The 13,058-nt window shown below is 43.9% G+C and carries 10 protein-coding genes; 1 reads left to right on the top strand and 9 read right to left on the bottom strand.

Annotated features, from left to right (window positions below):
* Window positions 1-14 precede the first annotated feature (14 nt).
* The 3 genes from FQV30_RS08315 to FQV30_RS08305 form a co-directional block, all read right to left on the bottom strand.
* Window positions 15-1,358, bottom strand: coding sequence for an NtaA/DmoA family FMN-dependent monooxygenase (locus tag FQV30_RS08315; RefSeq protein WP_146499701.1), 1,344 nt, complete (start codon window positions 1,356-1,358; stop codon window positions 15-17).
* A 145-nt stretch (window positions 1,359-1,503) separates the two neighbouring features.
* Window positions 1,504-1,734, bottom strand: coding sequence for a hypothetical protein (locus FQV30_RS08310; protein ID WP_146499700.1), 231 nt, complete (start codon window positions 1,732-1,734; stop codon window positions 1,504-1,506).
* Window positions 1,735-2,155: 421 nt separating this feature from the next.
* Complete coding sequence (locus FQV30_RS08305) at window positions 2,156-2,581, bottom strand: MarR family winged helix-turn-helix transcriptional regulator (RefSeq protein ID WP_146499699.1); 426 nt, start codon at window positions 2,579-2,581, stop codon at window positions 2,156-2,158.
* A 1,251-nt stretch (window positions 2,582-3,832) separates the two neighbouring features.
* Here FQV30_RS08305 and FQV30_RS08300 point away from each other — a divergent pair.
* A complete protein-coding gene (locus FQV30_RS08300; protein ID WP_186725582.1) occupies window positions 3,833-4,210 on the top strand; it encodes a hypothetical protein in 378 nt (125 codons plus the stop codon).
* 799 nt (window positions 4,211-5,009) lie between these two features.
* Here the strand turns inward: FQV30_RS08300 and FQV30_RS08295 are convergent.
* From FQV30_RS08295 to FQV30_RS08270, 6 genes are read right to left on the bottom strand one after another with little or no spacing between them, the layout of a single operon-like run.
* Window positions 5,010-5,807: an ABC transporter permease gene (locus FQV30_RS08295; protein WP_146499697.1), complete on the bottom strand. Its 798-nt coding sequence runs from the start codon at window positions 5,805-5,807 to the stop codon at window positions 5,010-5,012.
* Window positions 5,800-6,678, bottom strand: a complete 879-nt coding sequence (locus FQV30_RS08290; RefSeq protein WP_146499696.1) for an ABC transporter permease — start codon at window positions 6,676-6,678, stop codon at window positions 5,800-5,802. The genes FQV30_RS08295 and FQV30_RS08290 overlap by 8 nt, the downstream gene beginning before the upstream one ends.
* Window position 6,679: 1 nt before the next feature.
* On the bottom strand, window positions 6,680-7,789 hold the full coding sequence (locus FQV30_RS08285; RefSeq protein WP_146499695.1) for an ABC transporter ATP-binding protein: 1,110 nt from the start codon (window positions 7,787-7,789) through the stop codon (window positions 6,680-6,682).
* Window positions 7,789-8,889 carry an ABC transporter substrate-binding protein gene (locus tag FQV30_RS08280; RefSeq protein WP_146499694.1) on the bottom strand — a complete coding sequence of 367 codons (1,101 nt, stop codon included), beginning with the start codon at window positions 8,887-8,889 and terminating at the stop codon, window positions 7,789-7,791. The genes FQV30_RS08285 and FQV30_RS08280 overlap by 1 nt, the downstream gene beginning before the upstream one ends.
* Window positions 8,890-8,922: 33 nt before the next feature.
* The gene (locus FQV30_RS08275; protein ID WP_146500350.1) at window positions 8,923-10,902 is read right to left on the bottom strand and encodes a hydantoinase B/oxoprolinase family protein; all 1,980 of its coding nucleotides are present in this window, start codon (window positions 10,900-10,902) and stop codon (window positions 8,923-8,925) included.
* Window positions 10,902-12,959 (bottom strand): hydantoinase/oxoprolinase family protein, encoded by a 2,058-nt coding sequence (locus tag FQV30_RS08270; protein ID WP_255473417.1) that lies wholly within the window; start codon window positions 12,957-12,959, stop codon window positions 10,902-10,904. The genes FQV30_RS08275 and FQV30_RS08270 overlap by 1 nt, the downstream gene beginning before the upstream one ends.
* Window positions 12,960-13,058 lie beyond the last annotated feature (99 nt).

Genomic DNA, 13,058 nt, shown 5'->3' with positions numbered 1-13,058 from the left:
TTACATCCACTCCTTTATTGATTTTCAATCCCAGTTCTTCCGTATTGGTATGGAACGCCCATATGCTCACGCAGTGTTTCTCCTTCATATTCCTTATGGAACAAGCCGCGCTCCTGCAAAATTGGCACCACCTGTTCCACAAAATCGGCCACTCCATCATGTGCGATATCCGGAACAATCGAGAAACCGTCACAGGCGCCGGCCAAAAACCATTCTTCCAGGAAGTCCGCCACTTGCACAGCAGTCCCTGCAACGACAGGATGGTAGTTGATGACACCGTGGGCAAGAACATCACGAACGGACAGCCCTTGTTTCAGAAGCTTTAACGCGATGGCAGAACGTGGATCCTGTGGACTCGGATATGCCCGCTTCAACAAATCAGTTGCTAAAGGCTGGTCAATGTCTACTGAGTTTACTGAAAGATGCAAGCCGACCATGGAACCAAGGTAGCTTACCCGGCTTGGGATCTCATCCGGATTGAAACTCATCAGCTGTCTACGGCGTTCCAGCGCCTCTTCTTCCGTAGAAGCCAAGGAGAACATGAAACCCGCATACATCTTGATGTCATCCGGATTTCTTCCGTAACGAACCGCACTTTGTCGAATCATTTCTCTATGTAAGCGAGCCGACTCGATATCATAGGGATTGGCATAGACACCAGAGGCGTAGCTCCCCGCCAATTCCAACCCTTTCTCTCCCCCGCCAGCTTGGAAAATTACCGGCTGCCCTTGCTCAGATGGCGGGATTGGCAATGGACCACGAGAAGCATAATACTGACCTTGAAGATTGATCGGCTTTATTTTGTCCATGTCGGCAAACTTTCCACCTTCTACATCCAATGTCCAAGCATCTTGTTCCCAGCTTCCCCATAAAGCTTGGACAATCTGGATGGATTCATGAGCCATGTCATATCGTTCTTTGCGGCTGGCAACCTGAGCACCAAAATTTGCTGCCGCTGCTGGATCGGATGTTGTGACCGCATTCCACCCTGCACGTCCATGGCTGATCACATCCAGTGCCTTGAACTGACGCGCTATGTTATAGGGATAATTGAACGTCGTTGAGAGCGTAGCAACAAGCCCGATCCGTTTTGTTTCCCTGGCTACAGCCATTAGTGCCAACATAGGATCCATAGGGAAACTAGGGGTTTGAAGACCTAAATCATTGTTTAAAACCGGGGTATCCGCAATGAAAATCATCTGGAATTTCCCTTTTTCCGCTAATTTAGCCCGCTCTACGTAACTATCCGTGTTGGTGTAGGCTGCAGGATCAGTACCCGGCATCCGCCAAGCGCTGAATTCACCCCCATAGCCTGAAACCATCTGTAACGCTAATGCCATTTGTTTTTCTGTTTTCATGTCTTTTCGCTCCTGCCTTCTTTTTACACTAGAGCTATATTCATCAAAGATCCCTTATCGTCCCATGATGGGTTTAGCTTGTTGATTGTTGAATTCCTATCATATTGCCGCACACATTGAGCCTATTTTGAGAGAACCTCTTCTATTATGATTTCTCTATTTCATTGCGTTTCATGAAGTACCAGCGATCGCCTCTGTTATGAACATTCCTTTTTCTCTTTAGCGCACGCAATTGTTTAAAAATCAATCCTGGAGAGTTAGCTCTTTCTGTACTTAATGAATTGATTATTCCTGAATCCAAGCACGAAACAATCTTCTTGGCGCTGATTCCTGGTTGTTCTTTTATACAAGTAAGGATCATATCCTCCATTTTCATTGTTCACACCTCTTTAATGTAATTGACAGCGAACTTGAAGGTTCAAAGCTAGAGAGAATTTAAAAGCTCTTGTTATTTAGCCTGCTAAATATTTTCTTGGAAATCACGTAACAAAGACTGCCTTTTGGTATCCTTACTAAACTAATGGATATGAATCACTTTATCTTCTGGAAAGATGCAAGAAGTTGAAAAAATTCATATTGACGCTTCCGATATAATATAATTTACTCATTGAGAATAATTATTCTTTGCAGGATATCATGAAGAAAATCTTCTCCATGAAATTAAGAGAATACATGTTAGCCATAATACCGTCCATATTTTAGTGGGATCCCCAGGCTTCAACCGGTGCCCATAACATGTCCTTATCTAATGACCGTCCAAAAACATTTAGCAGGCTAAATATTAACTTGAAGAAAAATCAGAATAAGTTTTTCTCCATCCGCATCATTAGTTCTCTTAAAAATAAGCGTTCTTCCGCTGAAATCGAATGCAATAATTTTTCTTGCTGCTGTTTCCATTTGAAATCAACTGGCTTCTCTAACTGTTTTCCTTTATCTGTAAGGTATATTCGCATCACTCTTGCATCATGTTCATCACGTTTACGGTGTATGAATCCGTTTTGCTCCAGTGATTTGACCATATTCGTTACAGTAGGGGGCTCACATTTTAAATGTTCACATAGTTGCATCTGTGTGATTCCATCACCTGCCCATAGGCGAGAGAGCAAATTGTCCTGGCCTACATAGAGGTCAAGTTCTCTTAGACTTTCACTGTAATCTCGACGCATTCGGGATGAAATTTTATCTAAAGATTGGCGAATATCACAGTCCACCTTATTGTTCATAGATAAACCTCCGCTGCTTAAATATATTTAGCAGACTAAATATATCAAGTTAACATTTAGCTGTCAACTTATTCAGATAAACTTACCGTATTAATTTGCCCTCTTCCGTTAGCAAGGGCAAATATTATAATAAGATAAAGTAGTTTAAAAAGTTCGATTTTACATAAAAAAAGGAAGAATAGGTGCTGATCAAATTGCCTCTTCTCCCCCTTACTAGTTATGCAGCTTCCGATAACACTAATGATATTTTAACTTATCTTTTGTCAGCCCCTTTCTTGAAGAGCCTTTCGAATCACTGGTTCGAATATAACTATTTTATTTTTAAAGACCTAGATAATCACAATCCTGATTACCCAGAACTTCAAGATTCTGCATGTTATTTAATTCTAACAAGTTATATTCAACATCCGATTGATTAGATATTTAAAGATAAGAAGCAACTCAATATACTGATACAAATCCTTAATTCAATCTAGTTAGTAAAAACTTATATGTTCAAAAGTATTTTCACCCTTAATGTCGAATCCTTGATTTTTAATTTAACTGCTTACCCAGCCCCTACCAGTGAATCCCTTATCATTTATAATTCAGGCCTAACGATGATTAGTTTGTTTAGGGCTTATTCGATCGTTCCTGTTATCGGTTTAAAGCTATTTTGCTCTTTCAATTTCGTATCAATAGCTAAAAAACGTATACACTTCCGATGCTTCTATGCAGAAGTAGCCAATTAACATTTATGGCGACCCAATTCCTCCTCTCATAAAATAGTACGGTTAATAAAAATTTTATATAAACCCCAATCAAAAATAAAAATAAGAAAATACAAAAGAAAATTTTGAATGCATTTCTTGACCCTAAAACTGGCGATATATCTGATCATCCCTTCCTTTCTTGCCATTTTGTATGATGGATTTGCTTAACTGGTTATATTTACACGGAAATTTTTATAAAAAAATTACAGCAGAGCTTAAATGTACGTCTATCACTCTTCGGGCTAGTCTATATAGACCAAATTTAGTAAATATTCAAAAAACTATGGTATTTTATTGATATTTATTATAAAATAATCGAGCAAGCATCAAATTCCTATTATTTCTTAAAAATAACTGAAATACCACATTTTTGTTATTTAATTTATTGGAAAGAAAGGGTGATGAGTCTCTTAGAATACATTAATGATGAAAGTTTATACCTCTATATCCCTTGCCTAGAGAATAAACAAAATCCAATAATGAAATGGAGAGACAAAAAATGAAAAAATTCTTAACGATTATAATGGCTGTATTCCTCATGTTTGGCTTCTCAGCTAGTGCCACATTTGCTTCTGGTGATTATTCTGAGAACAAAGACTATTATGGTGATAAAGACTATTATGGTGACAAAGATAAAGATAAACGAAAAGATTATGGTAAAGGCAAAAAAGGTAAAGGTAAAAGCAAAGGGAATTATAAAGGCAAAGGCCATTACGGCGATAAAGATTATAGTAAAGGAAAAGGCAAGGGCAAAGGCAAAGGCAAAGGCAAAGGCAAAGGCAAAGGTAAAGGCAAAGGCAAAGGCAAGGGCCATTACAAAGGCAAAGGCAAAGGACATGAAAAAGGCAAAGGCAAAGGCCATTACTACGACAAATGATTTCAGACATTGAGAAATGAAACAAGGAACAAGCTCCTTTACTAAATAAGGGGTTTGTTCCTTTTCAATGTTTTAAGAATTTCGCATTATTTTTCAAATAACTTGGATCCTAGAACGCAAAATTCAGGTATGTAGAAGCCTATACACGACAACAAATCGATTGGGATGTACAGAGGCATTGTAGATAAATACAACCTTTTTCTCTAATTTAATTCCCTACATAAAGAAACTAAGACCACTACAGGAATCTTAGTTTCTCAAGAGAAAACGAGTGCAGAAGCAGCGGAAGAAACACCTGAAGAGGATTCTTTGGAAGAAAGTTCACCTGAAGCTAAGAACGGTACTGTCCTGATTTATTGTTAAATGGCTTTTTAGCAATGATTAACTTCATCATCTTCATAGAAATAGTAGCTTTGTTGAAATTCTACTTTAGTAGGAAAAAGGAAGAGAGAAGGCTCTGTAATTAGCCTCTTCTCTTCCTTTCTATTTATGTAGATTCCGATTACTGCTGATATGTAAACTATTTTTTCGCAAAGAAAAGCTTTATTAAAAAATATAAAATAATTTTTAATAGAGAAGCAAATCAAATGAGCACTAATTAACTCAAGCCGTTCGTAAAAGTACCCATTTATGAACAAAAAGAAAAAGAGTTAAGATAAAACAAAATAACTCGTTTCGATAAGTTAAAGGACAGACAGCTTTGATAAGCTGTCTGTCCTTTTTTATTGATTAATCTTTCCTATAGGTCGCAATTCATCCTTTTATTTTCATATTTGAAATTAAAAGGATATGGAGTTTCTTACATAACTTTTGACAAACCGACCGTCTTTTCAATGATGAGCAATGCAACGACTGAAAACACAATGAATATAACTGAAATTGCATTGATGCTTGGATCAAAGGTTTGTTCAATATAGCCAAATGTCCGGACTGGTACGGTGATTGTCGACGGAGACGAAACAAACAGGGAAATCGAGATTTCTCCGAACGACGTGACCGCTGCAAATACAGCCCCTGCAATGATTCCTGGCTTGATGAGCGGCAAAGTCACTTTGAAAAACGTTTGCATCGGGGTAGCGCCGAGATTCATCGAAGCGAGTTCCAGCCGCGGATCTAAGTTTGATACACTGACACTGACCGTCCTCACCACATACGGGAAACTGATCAGCATATGCCCGATGACAAGCCCTGTAATGGTGCCGATAATCCCCATTGTCGTAAACAAGTAGAGCAAAGCAATACCCAGAACAATTTGCGGGATCATTAATGGTGAGAGGACAAAGGCTTGAATTAATCCTTTTCCTTTAAACTCGAGCCTTGCAAGTGCATAGGAAGCCATCGTGCCCATGACTACGGTTATCGGCGTTACAATGAACAACAGCAAAATACTGATCCATAAGGAATCCATCCATTGCGGATTCGTGAAAATCGCTGTAAACCATTTGAGCGAGACTGCTTTCGGCGGAAATTCAGGATATTCACTCGGACTGAACGCCGAGATGGCGATGACGAAAACGGGAAGAATCATGAATAGATAAACCAGGATTCCAGAAGTCCAAACGATGAAATCAAGCAGGCTGAACCGTTTTTTACCCATTCATTTTCGCCTCCCAACGCTTAAGGATATACCCCAATAGACCAACAATGATAAATACGAGGACTAAGAGGCTGATTGACATAGCTGCGGCAAGCGGAAGATTGAATACTTGCATCACTTGCTGATAAATAGATAACGGCAATAACGGCTGCATCCGTCCCCCTACAAGAAGTGGGGTGATATAGCTTCCAGCTGCCAAAGAAAAGACTATAATCGCTCCGGTAATGGCTCCCGGTATGGTCAGCGGCAAGGTCACTTTCAAAAATGTCTGGATACGGTTCGCTCCTAGAATCATTGATGCGTTCCGCAGATTCACATGCGTTTCACTAAGCGACGTCGCAATCGGCAATACGGCAAACGGCAGCATGACCTGAACATACGCAATAATAACGGCCTTCATATTCCACAACATCGAAAGCGGTTCTTGGATAACATTCAATTTCAACAGAGAATCATTGATGAGCCCATTTTGCGCCAGCAGCACAATCCATGCGAACGTCCGAATGACCACACTTGTTAAAAGCGGGGATACAAGCAGAATATAAAACAATGCCCGCATCTTGCGGCTCGGTGCACGAACAAGCAAATAGGCTGCCGGATAAGCCAGCAGCAAACAAAAGACAGTCGTCAAGGCAGCAACCCAGATGGTGGACCAAATGGTTCCCAAGTAAACCGGGGAAGAAAACACTTCAATGTATTGAGACAAACTATACGTATTCAAGGTGATTAACATCGCATCTACATCTTGGAAACTCAATTTAATCAATAAGGCGAAAGGCAGGACTAGAAATACGCCGAAAAACAGCAGTGTCGGCAGCAAGAAGAGCCAATGGAACAATTGATTTTTCTTTTTCGTTGAGGTTTTCTTCATTCTACTCGCCCGCTTCCAAAGCGTATAAATCTTCCGGGTTCCAGTATACATAAAGCACATCGCCTGGTTTCGGCAGTTCCGCAAACATCGGATCTGGAGTATGGATGACCAATTCCCCTTTTGCCAACGCTACTTTCAACCGTAAGGCATTTCCTACATAGCTCATTTCCAACAAGCGAGTTTCCGCGTAGTTGGCGGTCAAGTCAAGTGGCACAAAAGCAAGTTGAATACGTTCAGGGCGTAGCATGAACAATGCCTGTCCATTTTTAAATTCCGGTTTCTGCGTTGCAGCTAGTGCTAATGGCTGAATGTTGCCGTCCATGTGGGAAATTGCCTCATAAGAAATTTCCCCGGCAGGAGAGGGCTGGTTCGTCTGGCTTAAAGCAACCTCAAAAAGGTTTACTTGGCCGATAAACTCCGCTACAAACTGATTTGCAGGCGCCCGGTATACTTCAAGCGGAGTGCCCACCTGCTGCAGCCGCCCTTTCCCGAGAATTCCGACCCGGTCCGATAAGCTTAAAGCTTCTTCCTGATCATGTGTCACCAGTATGGTCGTGATACCGACCCGCTGCTGAATATTGCGCAGTTCAAACTGCATTTCTTTCCGCAGCTTCGCGTCCAAATTGCTCAAGGGTTCATCAAGCAACAATACTGAAGGCCGAACGGCAAGCGCTCGTGCAATTGCCACCCGTTGCTGTTGCCCGCCGCTCAATTGATGAGGTCTACGTCCCGCAAACTGCTCAAGCTGTACAAGCGCTAAGCTCTCTTCGACCCGTTCCTTTATTTCTTGGCGGCTCATTTTTTTGATTTTGAGCCCGTAGGCGATGTTTTCAAATACGGTGAGATGCGGAAACAACGCATAGTTTTGAAAGACCATACCCAAATTCCGACGATAAGGAGGGAGATTGGTGACGTCTTTCCCACTTATATGCACTACTCCGTCTGTCGGTTCCAAAAAGCCGGCAATGATATTCAGTAAAGTCGATTTTCCACAGCCGCTTGGACCGAGAAGGGAGAAAAATTCCCCCTCCTTGATCGTCAAGCTCACATCGGCCAATGCGATATTGTCATCGAAATGACGGCTGACATGATCAATATGGATCTCACTCATCAATTACCACCCAGTACTTCTGTCCAGCGGTTTGTCCAATCTCCTAGCTGCTGTGTGGCGGTTTCATAATCCACCCATTTCAATGAGCTATAAGCTTCTTCCCCAACCTGTATTTTTCCTAGCAAAGTCTCGCTGTATTCGACATTTTCATTGGCCATGCCATAAAACGTCAAGTCGGAGAATTCTTTTTGGACTTCCGGACTGCTTAGGTGGTTCAACAAATCATATGCATTTTGTTCGTTCGGACTGCCTGTGGTAACTGCCCAGCTTGCGACTGCTGCCACTGCGCCTTCTTCCGGATAAGCAAATCCAAGATCTAAGCCGCTTTCCTGAAGGGCGAATATTCGACCATCCCAAAATGGTACAACCCACGCATCTCCACGCTCCAATAAAGTCTGGATGGAACCTGGATTATCCGGATACGCCACGATGTTTCCTTTTAACTCTCCAAGCTTTTCAAATGCTTGGTCCACATCTTCCGGATTGCTTTCTTCCCCGCCTTGTGCATTGATCAAGCCAGAAAGAAACTGCAGCCCAGCTGAATAAGTCGGAGAAGAAACCGCTACATGGCCTTTATACTCCGGGTTCCATAAATCAAGCCAAGCAGTCGGCTCAGCAGGCACTAAATCTTTGCGGTAAGCGAGGCCAAGTTGCCCGATACTGAATCCAGCTGCATATTGTTCACCATCAATTGTTAAACGTTCCTGAATGCTCGGATACAAATCTGCTGTATTCGGAGCTTTTTCCGCATCGATCGGCTGGATCAGCTTCGCCGCCACTGCCCGTTGAATTGTATCTGGCTGTAGAATCAGCAAATCGTATTGCGGGTTTTTGCCATTGGACGCTTTTAGTTTCGTAAACCATTCGGAATCGGCGCCCGCTACGATTTCCACATCAATTCCCGCTTCTTCCGCAAATGCTTCGATGCTCGGACGAATATTTTTCTCCCAATCGCCACCGTAAACCCCTACTACTACTTTATCTGTTTTTTCACTTTCTCCGCCTTCAGTAGTCGTGCCGGTTTCAGAAGAACATGCTCCCAGCAGCAACACCGTTGAAAGGGCGCCTGCCAGGAAAGTAGATAATTTTAATTTTCTCATTTGATGATTCACTCCATTTCTAGTTTTTCTAGGTTATTCAATTTTCTCATTCAGTAGCTGATCCAACTGGGTTTCCACTTCTTCTTTGTTCAATGGAGACATTCGATTTTCATTGTTCTTATGCATCAAGTGCTTATAATGCGACCGCTGATTGGCAGGCAGTTCGCGGAGCAGCCGTGCAAGCGTTGAACTGGCTTTCGGGGTCCACACTGCCTCATATGCTTCCCGCGCTTCGCCAAAGTTCCAGCTTGGTTCATAATGAGGTGTTCTTTCTTTCCGTTTTTGTTCTGTAGCTATTTCGTCAACCGACAGTCTGCCATCTGGACCAATAACGACGGAAACGCCATATAAAGATTCTGCGTTTTCCCGGCTCAATAGCCCGGCCTCCACTTCTTCCAAAACGAACCCGCTTTCCCGTTCAAGCGGATTTCCCCAACCACCGCCGCCAGGAGCACTGATGGAAATGACATCCCCTTTTTTCGGTCTCAGAATTTCGATTTTCGGCAACTGCACAGCATCAGGCTGTCCAGGATTCCGAACAACTTTTCCGACCGCTCCAGGTTGGCCGCCAAGCAAGCCCCACGGCTGGAAGCGGAGCCGCTCCATCCCCCGCGCAGTAACGATCGATTCCGGCTTCATGATTTCAAAATCCAGCTGAATCGCATGACCGCCGCGGTGGTAGCCCGCCCCTGCTGTATCGGCAACTAATTCATATTTATGGACAAAAATATCAATGTGCTGCTCCAAGCTTTCGATTGGTGTATTTTTCAAGAAACCGGAAGCATGATCGATGCCATCGACGCCATCCATATCAAATTGGCCGCCACCACCGCCGCCCATCGGTTCCACAACCGCCATTTTCCGCGCGCCCCCTGCACTTTCAGGCGTAGACAGCACCACGATTGCCGACTGGCCGGCCCCTGCAGCAGGAATCATTTCTGGAAGAGCTTGCGCCAGTGCACCCAAAATCACATTATACAGCCTCATCGTGATGGAGTGGCGAATTCCGACGGATGCAGGGTATTCCGGATTCACCAACGTCCCTCTTGGTGCAATTACGTGAACAGGTCTTGTCAATCCACCGTTTACCGGGATGAACGGATCACTGCTAATAATATAGTTGATGAGCCCTTGGAAGAGGAAAGAATGCCGCGAACCGTTGGTGACCAAATTGAATGCCGTCTGGACCTGGGGGTCGCAATCCGAGAAGTCCAGCGTAATCGTGCTGCCTTCGATCGTTACTGTGACTGCCAGACGGATTGGCACCTCGGACACCATATCGTCATCCAGGTAATCGGCAAATGAATACGTACCATTTGGAATTTCACGAATGATATTTTCTGAACGCATCTCGGCCTGTTCCAACAAATCCGTCATGGCATTTTCAACCGGTGTCATACCAAACTTCTCCACCATGCCCATGAAGCGGGTTTCCGCGGTATTGACCGCTGCAATCATGGCATTGATATCCCCGTAATTCAAATCTGGAACCCGGCTGTTGGCGTTTAGGAAAGCCAACACATCCTTATTTTCTTTTCCTGCCCGGTAAAGTTTCACCGGTGGAATTCGCAGACCTTCCTGATGAATATCCGTTGCCGTCGGCGAAATACTTGCAGGAACCAAACCGCCCACATCACTGATGTGAACGAATGCCCATGCATAGCTGGCAATCTTACCATCCACGAAAATAGGTTTGAAAACATGGATGTCCGGAAGATGTGTAGCTAACCCATCTGTTGAATAAGGATCATTGGTAATAATGATATCTCCCGGTTCCAGCTCGCCGCTTTCTTCAATAGCCCGCTTTAGCGTCAGACCCATAAAAATGGTCACACCTACGGTTTTCGGGTAAACGAAAAACTCACCATCCGGCGTTGCAAGAGCTGTTGCAAAATCGGCAGATTCCTTTACAAACGTCGTAAAAGAAGTCCGTTCAATGACATGCCCCATTCCAGACGCAATTGCGTTAAAATAACTTCTCATGATTTCTAATTGTGCCGGATCTGTACGCATCAAGACTCACTCTCCAAACGTTCGATAATCAGATTGCCTGCCAAATCTGTTCTGCCAGTCCATCCTGGAAGGATTACAGTTGTAGTATCGTCCTGTTCCACAATGGCTGGGCCTGCGACCCGATACCCTTGTTTCAGGTCTGTTCTTGCATAGACGTCCGCTTCGTGTTCGACGCCGTTCAATATGACATACCGTTTCGATACAATGTGCGGTTCTTCTTCGCCTGCCGCTTCGACTTGTTTAAAGAAAGGCTTTGGTGTATGGCCAATGATTCGGACGCGCAAATTGATCACTTCAATGTTTGTTTCCGGATCACTATGCCCATATTGACGTTGGTGAATTGCATGGAAGGAGTTTTCAATCTCCTGAATCCCAGCACCGCTTAACCATTCGGCAGAAAGTGGCAATTCGATTTCAAATGCTTGCCCTTTATAGCGCGCATCCATTGAGAACAACAACGTAGTACCTTCCAATATCGAAAGCTGCTGTTTTTTGATCCAGTCCTCGGCTTTATCAGTCAATTGCCCGAATTCCGCTTTCAGTTCATCGCTTGACAGGTTACTCAGCAAATCCTGCCGGGATGAAACAGCATCGTAGAGAAAATCGGCAGTCAAGGCGCCCAAGGCAGACAACGTTCCGGGACTCGGGGGCACCAGAACATTCTTTGCCTGGATTTCTTGCGCAAGGAAATTGGCTGTCACAGGTCCAGCGCCACCGAATGCCAGCATGCTGAAATCCCTTGGGTCGATGCCGTGTTGCTCCATCACATTGCTCAATTCCGTGTACATATTTGCCACAGCCACTTGAATCATCTGATCCGCTGTTTCCCGGACGCCTTTTCCTAAATAATCGGCAATCGGTCGAAGCGCTTGTTCAGATTTCTCTCGGTAAAGCGGAAGCCTTCCCGCAGCAAAACGGTCAGGATTCAAATAGTCGCAAACAAGGAACGCATCTGTCAGCGCCGCTAATTCTCCTTTTCCATAACAAGCCGGCCCTGGATCAGACCCTACCGATTCAGGCCCTATTTTCAAAAGGCCGCCCTTGTCAATCCAGGCGTAAGACCCTCCTCCCGCACCAATTGAATAAATGGAAACGGATGGAATCATAATTGGAATGCCAGCCAGCTGGTTGGTCTGGGTAAATGTCGCTTGCCCTTTTTCAATAATGGAAATATCGGCACTTGTACCGCCAAGATCAAATGTTAGGACGTTTTCAAATCCGGCTGATTCCGCTACCCGGATCGAACCGATAACGCCAGCAGCCGGGCCAGAGAAAAGCGTACGCACAGGGGCACTTGCCGCCGTTTCAATATCCATTAAGCCGCCGTTGGATTGGGTAATAAACGGGGTGGCTGCAATGCCTTCGTCCTGCAGCCGCTCCTTTAATGTGGCAAAGTACTTTTTCACATTCGGCTGAATGTATAGATTGGCAGACGCCATTACTGTACGTTCGTATTCTCTCATCTCGGACCAAAGCTCCGAAGACGTGACAATGTCCAACTGAGGCGCCCGTTGCCTGATGATTTCCGCTGCTTGTTGTTCGTGCATCGGATTTTTGTAACTATGTAAAAACGATACGACAATCCCTTCTATGCCGTTTGCTACAGCTTGATCCACTGCTGTTTCTATAGCCTTCACATCTAGTGGCCACCGTTCGGAACCATCATGGAGCAGTCTTCCATGGATTGGGTAGGTGTTTTTCCGGGGAATCAGTGATTCAGGAAGCCGAGATCTGAAATCATAAGGCACTGGCAAGCGCAGGCGCTGCAAGGATAGGATATCCCTAAAGCCTTCCGTAACGAATAATGCGATATCCGCTCCTCTCCGCTGAAGAAGAGTGTTTAACCCGATTGTCATGCCATGGACAAAATAATTGATTTCTAAAGGCTTGATGCCCTCTTCCTGCAATAGCGCTAATCCATTCGTAATGCCACGCGCGGGATCTTTCGGAACGGTAGGTGTTTTCAGACCCATAAATTCTCCCGTTTCAGTATTGAACAGGGTTAAATCAGTAAATGTTCCGCCAATATCAATTCCTAATCTATATATATTTTTCACCAACTGCTACATCCCCTTACATCATTCACCCATGAGTGATATTTATGTTGTATTGACTTAGTTATAAAAAAAAACAACCCTCTTTCTCAAATTTCGAGT

The sequence above is a fragment of the Planomicrobium sp. CPCC 101110 genome (genome assembly GCF_007859395.1).
In the GTDB taxonomy this organism is placed as follows: Bacteria; Bacillota; Bacilli; order Bacillales_A; family Planococcaceae; genus Planococcus.
The sequence above is the reverse complement of the archived record's forward strand: the minus strand, read 5'-3'. Positions and strand labels throughout refer to the sequence as shown.

Excerpts from the sequence above, each read along its gene's own strand:
- FQV30_RS08310 (WP_146499700.1), bottom strand. The coding sequence starts at position 1,734 with ATGAAAATGGAGGATATGATCCTTACTTGTATAAAAGAACAACCAGGA.
- FQV30_RS08315 (WP_146499701.1), bottom strand. The coding sequence starts at position 1,358 with ATGAAAACAGAAAAACAAATGGCATTAGCGTTACAGATGGTTTCAGGC.
- FQV30_RS08290 (WP_146499696.1), bottom strand. The coding sequence starts at position 6,678 with ATGAAGAAAACCTCAACGAAAAAGAAAAATCAATTGTTCCATTGGCTC.
- FQV30_RS08280 (WP_146499694.1), bottom strand. The coding sequence starts at position 8,889 with ATGAGAAAATTAAAATTATCTACTTTCCTGGCAGGCGCCCTTTCAACG.
- FQV30_RS08305 (WP_146499699.1), bottom strand. The coding sequence starts at position 2,581 with ATGAACAATAAGGTGGACTGTGATATTCGCCAATCTTTAGATAAAATT.
- FQV30_RS08275 (WP_146500350.1), bottom strand. The coding sequence starts at position 10,902 with ATGCGTACAGATCCGGCACAATTAGAAATCATGAGAAGTTATTTTAAC.
- FQV30_RS08295 (WP_146499697.1), bottom strand. The coding sequence starts at position 5,807 with ATGGGTAAAAAACGGTTCAGCCTGCTTGATTTCATCGTTTGGACTTCT.
- FQV30_RS08300 (WP_186725582.1), top strand. The coding sequence starts at position 3,833 with ATGAAAAAATTCTTAACGATTATAATGGCTGTATTCCTCATGTTTGGC.
- FQV30_RS08285 (WP_146499695.1), bottom strand. The coding sequence starts at position 7,789 with ATGAGTGAGATCCATATTGATCATGTCAGCCGTCATTTCGATGACAAT.